7 protein-coding genes are annotated in these 6,250 nt (G+C 57.8%); all 7 read left to right on the top strand.

From position 1 onward, the window contains the following. Positions 1-759: hypothetical protein (locus AAAX32_RS09700; protein WP_349100696.1), on the top strand; the 759-nt coding region annotated here is incomplete at its 5' end. A 20-nt stretch (positions 760-779) separates the two neighbouring features. Then, complete coding sequence (locus tag AAAX32_RS09695; protein WP_349100695.1) at positions 780-1,268, top strand: hypothetical protein; 489 nt, start codon at positions 780-782, stop codon at positions 1,266-1,268. A 548-nt stretch (positions 1,269-1,816) separates the two neighbouring features. Beyond that, positions 1,817-1,996, top strand: a complete 180-nt coding sequence (locus AAAX32_RS09690; RefSeq protein ID WP_195247176.1) for a hypothetical protein — start codon at positions 1,817-1,819, stop codon at positions 1,994-1,996. 49 nt (positions 1,997-2,045) lie between these two features. Beyond that, on the top strand, positions 2,046-2,861 hold the full coding sequence (locus AAAX32_RS09685; RefSeq protein ID WP_349100694.1) for a ParA family protein: 816 nt from the start codon (positions 2,046-2,048) through the stop codon (positions 2,859-2,861). 2 nt (positions 2,862-2,863) lie between these two features. Further along, positions 2,864-3,448 carry a hypothetical protein gene (locus tag AAAX32_RS09680; protein WP_349100693.1) on the top strand — a complete coding sequence of 195 codons (585 nt, stop codon included), beginning with the start codon at positions 2,864-2,866 and terminating at the stop codon, positions 3,446-3,448. 631 nt (positions 3,449-4,079) lie between these two features. Further along, positions 4,080-5,486: an SPFH domain-containing protein gene (locus AAAX32_RS09675; RefSeq protein WP_349100692.1), complete on the top strand. Its 1,407-nt coding sequence runs from the start codon at positions 4,080-4,082 to the stop codon at positions 5,484-5,486. Next, positions 5,486-5,860, top strand: a complete 375-nt coding sequence (locus AAAX32_RS09670; protein WP_154247918.1) for a hypothetical protein — start codon at positions 5,486-5,488, stop codon at positions 5,858-5,860. The genes AAAX32_RS09675 and AAAX32_RS09670 overlap by 1 nt, the downstream gene beginning before the upstream one ends. The last annotated feature ends 390 nt before the right edge of the window (positions 5,861-6,250 follow it).

The raw sequence follows: 6,250 nt of genomic DNA, 5'->3' as shown, positions 1-6,250 counted from the left end.
ATTTCACGTGAAAATACTTCCTCACCTGAAATATCTTCACGTGAAGATTCTTCCTCACCTGCAAAAGTTTCACGTGACGTTTTTTCACCTGAAGTTTCTTCACCTGAAAAAACTTCCTCACCGGAAAGAATTTCACCTGAAAATACTTCCTCACCTGAAATATCTTCACGTGAAGATTCTTCCTCACCTGCAATTTTTTCAGGTGAGCCCCCCTATATACCTATAAGTAATGACTATCCAGAAGATTGGACGGATGGATGGATGGATTTTCAAACCAACCAACCGGACGTCTATCCCGGAATGGACTCTCAGGTCGATACCGCAGGCGATTTCAGGAAAATCGCCGACGAAACGATCAACCGCAACAAGCTCGACGCCGCACGCCAGCCCTACGATGAGCTGCGCCGTCTCGGCTTCGGGGCCGACGAGATCGGCACTGCGTGGGCTCGCCGGCAGGCCGAGGCCAAAGATGCCGGCTGCGAGGATAAATTCATGCCTCAGCTGCGGAAATGGCTTCTCGACACGAGCGTCAAGGGCTGCCGAAAGATGGTCGAGGCCGCACGCCAGCGAACAGGCCGCGGCGAAAAGCACCTGCGAAGGGCTCCCGACGGCGCCTGGCTCATCATCGGCGACGGGCCGGTCCATCCGGTTGTGGATGCGAACGGAATCGTCTATCGCGGCGATAACAAGGAGGCCGCGATAGACCTGGCCCGCAAACAGGCCACATCTTCGCTGTTTGCTGCTGAACGAACGATTTAAATGTCGAAAGGGGAAGTGACATGGAAGGGAACTCGTGGGAAAGGCTGATTAGAACCGAGAATAATGGACAATCTGCAATCGTCGGGATCGAGAGCGAGAATCATGACTCGTCTCTTTCCTCAGACGATGGCGGCATCGGTGCCCGAGAGGAGCGCGTCAGATGCGTTCTGTCCGAGCTGAGACATCTGGCCTCGATCAGAAGCCAGTGCGAGACAGCGCTCAGGCAGCTGCCGTCCCGATCGAATGAGAGGGAGCGGATGAGGAACCGCGTCCTGCAAATCGATTCGACATTGAATCTCGTAATGGTTGTCGTCGAGGCGCTGGACGATTACGAGCCGGGACTCGGATCTATTTTCCAGTTGTCCTATATCGACAACCTGACATGCGAGAGGATCGGCGCGCTCCTGGGTGTGTCGAAGAGGACCGTCATCAGGAGGAGAAACCATATCGTCGCGTTGGTAGCGTCAGACGACGATCTCTACAACATCATCGTTGGTGATGCCGTGTGAGCGTCGTAATCCTTTGGCGGGTACATATATGACCCGTAACATTATCCTACTTGCAGCCGGGCTGCTTCTTGCCCTCGCCGGCTTGAGCTACCTTCTCCAGCTGGATGGGTTGGCTTTACTGCTTCTTATTACTTCCGCTGCGATCGCGCTCAAGCTATTCGACGATGGGGAAGAGGACGATTCTGGGTGGAGGCCTTTATAGGAAAGCTACTCAAGATGAGGACGTAAGGCAAAAGTACAATGATTTGATATTAAGTTATGATGTAGTCACGTTATTGCACTGTTACGTAGTTACACAGTTATGCAGTTACACGGCTACGTTATTACACAGTTACGTTTTTACGTCCTTCATTAGTTCATTGAATACGTATTTCTCTTCCTCGTATTTTCTGAAGTTCTTGTATTCCGTTTTAGCACCTTTATCTTTTTCGCCGTTTCATTTATTCATCTATTTCACAGTTCATCAGTGACGTTGTTCTGTTATTATTTAATAACAACCTTCAATGCGGGTTTTCCGCCATCGGTCCAGCTAGGGCATTGGAGGTTATATGTCTTCTTATCCTAATTACATTTCAATCATCAAATTTATCTTGGGGCTCGGCGCGCTCGTAGCCTTTTTTGCGAGCGGGCTCGCCTACGCCGTCCTTCAGTTCATTGTCGGCGCGGCGGCGTGCCTCATCGCCATCCCGATCGCTCTTGTGGTCATGAGCATCGCCAGTCGCTCCTAGGCATTTTCTGGCTCTAATTGTTTTCAATTTCAATTTGAAAGGAATCACTATGCCGAATTTCACCCCTGTGATCGTGTTCACCAACCAGAAGGGAGGCGTCGGCAAGACGACTTCAGCAGACGCAATCGCCGACGGACTTCGCCGCCGCGGCCTCAAGGTCCTAGCCGTGGATATGGATCCCCAGGGCTCGCTTGGGCGAATCGAGTCGGACTGCGTCGCGAAAGGCACCTGCTGCAGCTCCAGCTTCCTCAAGGGCGTCCAAGTGGTTTGCACCGAGGACGGGCAGGCGACCGTGCCCGGCGATCTCGATTTGGCCAACGTCTCTGACGAGAGGGACCTCGAGGGCAACGAGATCAATGAGTACTCTCTGACGCGCGCAATAGAGTCGGCCGTCTCCCAGCACGGCTTCGATGCCGTCGTTGTCGACACCCAGCCCGGCATGACTTTCTCGACGATTTCCTCCACCATTGCCGCCACCCATCTCGTCATCCCGACTACCGCCGACAGGCTCGGCACCGAGGCCGTCGAGCAGACCCTCGAGCTCCTCAGCGCGGTATCCGATTCCTATGAGGTCGCGTGGATGAGCGCCCCTGCCGTCCTCATCACGCTCTATCGCGGTATCGCCAAGCTCGCGAGGGCCTTTGCCTCCCAGATGGTCGAAGAGTTCCCCAAAATGGGTCTCAAGGTCTTCCAGCGCCGAATCGGTATAACCGTCGCCATCCAGGACGCGCAGGCGAACGGCCGCAGCATCTACGAGATGAACGTCCTCAAGGGTGCAGCTTTCGAGTATGACGTCCTTGTAGGCAACATCATGAACTGGTGCGAGCTCAAGCCCGCAGCCGGTGAAACCGAAGGAGTTGAGTAACTGTGGCTTCTAACCTACCCGATAACCTCGTTGGCGACATGATGAGCAATGCGCCACGCTTCACTTTGCCAAATTTTGGGGCACAGAATCGTCCTGCACCCCGTCCTGCGGCGCCCGCCCCGCAAGAACCTGTTCAGGACGGCGTCGCCGCATCGCCCGTTTCTCCTGCGAGTGTCCGCAAGCCCAAACCCGCGACGGCTCCCGCTGCCAGCAAGGTATCTTCTGGATCCAAAAAAGAGAGGGTCACCTTCTCGACTTCGCCGCTCGAGGCTGAAATCCTCGAGCGTCGCGTTCTCGAGCTCAAACTGAAAGGCGGCCCCAGGAGAGACGCCAATGTCAGCCGTGTCATCGAGGATGCACTTCGCGACCGTATCAACGGTGGGGAGCTCGATCTTTCCGTTTTGGACAACCCCAAGCGATCGATGAGTGCCACGCGCTATAGCCGGACGGCCCTCGTCCCCTACGAGGTGTACAAGGACCTCATTACCGGACTCGTGAGCGCTCGCGCGGCACATCCGGAGATTCTGCCCTCAAACCTCACTGCCAGCGCGTATATCAGGGCGTGCATCCTGGCCTTGGAAAACTAGCCCAAGCATACTCTGCGTGCATTTTAATCGGATACATTCCCCGGGGCGGCGCCGCCCTGAGAAACACCTCTTCTCACGGGCGAAGGTCGGGCGGCTTCGAGGAATTGTTTGCTCTGGGAAGAATGGAGAATGGAAATGAAATTACCCGCCGCAGAGTGAGGCCGCTCGTCGCCCTGGCCATTGTCGCTGCATCAATTGGCTGCATCGCGCCCCTCCGGCATAAGCCGAGAACGCGACGGCCGCCGTGGTCTCCGCTGACGGCAACCACGTCGTCGTCGATGTCGACCTAAACGGAGACGCGTCTGATGTCGGTTCGGACGATCAGAGCGAGTCTGTTTCCGACGCGGAAACAGACAAGACATGGAAAGCATTCGAGACTTTGATGACAGCCAACAACATAATTATAGAAGCCGCGTTTTACTTCTTCTGTCTGCAGCTTCTCTTCACGGCGGCATTGATTCTCGTCTTATACAAATTAATCTGGACGCAAAGATAGTCCGCCGTCTTGAGTCCCCATGGTTTGACTGAACCGGTGTCGGGGTGGCCGTATAGCCGCCCTGACACCCACTGACGAAATTGTCTATAAACGGGCGGCTCTTTTTGAGCCGCCCTTGAAGGGGAGGAAACCCTTATGATGCTCTTCGAATCTGTAATCTTCGACCTGCTCCCCATCATCATCGGCATCCTGGTCGTGATGATGGTGTTCGAGTCCTGCTGGCGCAAATGTCCGCCGGATAAGCTCATGATTGTTTCAGGTGCTGGCAAGATGCGCTCCGTCTCCGGCAAGGGTACCTTCGTTATCCCGCTCCTCCAGCGCGTCGACACCCTTTCGCTGGGTGCCGTGCAGGTGCAGCTGACTACCGAGAATGATATCCCCACGCAGGACGCGATCCTCATCCACGCCTGCGCCGTGGCGAACTTCCAGATCGGCCAGACCCCCGAGCTGATCGAGACCGCCTCCAAGAACTACCTGAACATGGATAAGGAGGAGATGACTCGACAGGTCACCGAGGTCATGCTGGGCAAGATGCGCGAGGTAATCGGCCAGATGGACTTGAAGGAGCTCATGCGCGACCGCGAGAGCTTCAACGCAAAGGTCTTCGACGGCTCCAAGGACGACCTTGCGAACCTCGGCCTCGAGCTGCGCACCTTCAATGTGCAGGACTTCTCCGACTCCCAGGGCATCATCCGCTCCATGGGCGCCGACCAGGCGGCGGAAATCAAAAAGGAAGCCGAGCTGGCGCAGATCAAGGCGGCCGAGGAGGTCGCCATACGCCAGAACCAGCTCGACTTGAAGCAGGCCGACCTCAAGAAACAGGCCGACAAGGCAAAAGCCGAGGCCGATATGGTGAAGGCCACCGTGACGGCCGAGAAGCAGCGCGAGCTCTATATCGCCCAGCAGGAGGCCGAGATCGCCGCGGAGACCAAGAAGGTCGAGCTCGCCGAGCGCCAAGCGGACGTGAGGGAGCGCGAGCTGAACGCGACCGTGAAGAAGCAGGCCGAAGCCGACCGCTATGCAGCTGAGCAGGCAGCCGAAGCCGACCTCTACAAGCGCACGAAGCAGGCCGAAGCCGCCCGTATCGAGCGCCAGAACCAATCCGACGCCGAGCTGTATTCCGCCCAAAAGGACGCCGAGGGCATCCAGGCCCGAGCGAAGGCCGAGGCCGAAGCTACGCGCCTGAAGGGCGAGTCCGAGGGTGCGGCCGAGAAGGCCCACGGCGAGGGCGTCGCGGCGGGCATCAAGGCCCAAGCCGAGGCGTACAACGGTATGGATAACCCCTACCTGCTCGCCAACCGCTACATCGACATCATGCCCAAGGTAGCCGAGCAGGTTGCGAAGCCCCTCACCGCCGTCGATTCCATCAAGATGTACGGATCGGGCAACGCCCAGAAACTCGTGAAGGAGACCACCACGATTGTCGACCAGGTGGCATCCGGTCTGAAGGACAGCACCGGTGTCGATCTGCCGTCGCTTTTGAGCGGTCTGCTGGCAAAATCCGATATGGATGCCGGTTCCGCCGAGAGCCTGGCAGACTGATGGTAGTCCCGCTGATCGCCTCGGCCTTGCTGCTCGATTTCTTAGGCTGCATGATGCCCCTGGCATTGGTCGAGGACACCAAGGCATTTAAGGTCGGCGTGTTCCTGATTTGGGCGGCGCTGGTGGCGGATTCCGTCCTGATGGGCTTGTTCTATCCGAGGGAGCTGGCGGGGGTGAATCCCCTGTTGGCGGCAGGTCTCGAATCGATATGCCTCATCTGTGCCATGTATCCCCTGCATGGGTTCGCATCGAACTTGGCTCCCTGTGGCATCCGGGTCGATACTGCCGCGGCCCTCGCCTTCATAGACTTCCTCGTGACCGCTGTGGGATATGTCTCCCTGCTCTTGGGTACGATCTGGCTTATATTCTTCTAGGCTCGCAGGCATATGGACCTGTCGACCATCAAGCCGGAGGATTCCGAGGAGTAGCGCCGACGCAGGCCGCCTACACATCACGCCCGCTGTCGGCCTGTACGACGAGGATATCCCGTTCTAGCGAGGGGATCCCGACGAAGCCCGCTCCGAACCGGCGGGCTTTTCCATCCCCCGGCCACCGCCCAGGGGGAGCGCTCCGGTGCCGCCTCCCCCTGGACCCCCACGGGCCCTCTCCCGTCGCTCGCGTTTCACTCCCTTCCGACAGCCTGGGGCCACACACGGGGCCCCTACGGCCGTCGAAAGCGCGCAAAACGCTCGCCCCTCGCAGGGGGACGGATGCGGCCCGTCCCCCTGCCACCCCCTCGGCCGCCGGCTGCGCCGGTGCGGACG

This window comes from Collinsella sp. CLA-ER-H3, assembly GCF_040092425.1.
Classification (GTDB): domain Bacteria; phylum Actinomycetota; class Coriobacteriia; order Coriobacteriales; family Coriobacteriaceae; genus Collinsella.
This window is presented reverse-complemented; position numbering and strand designations above follow the sequence as displayed.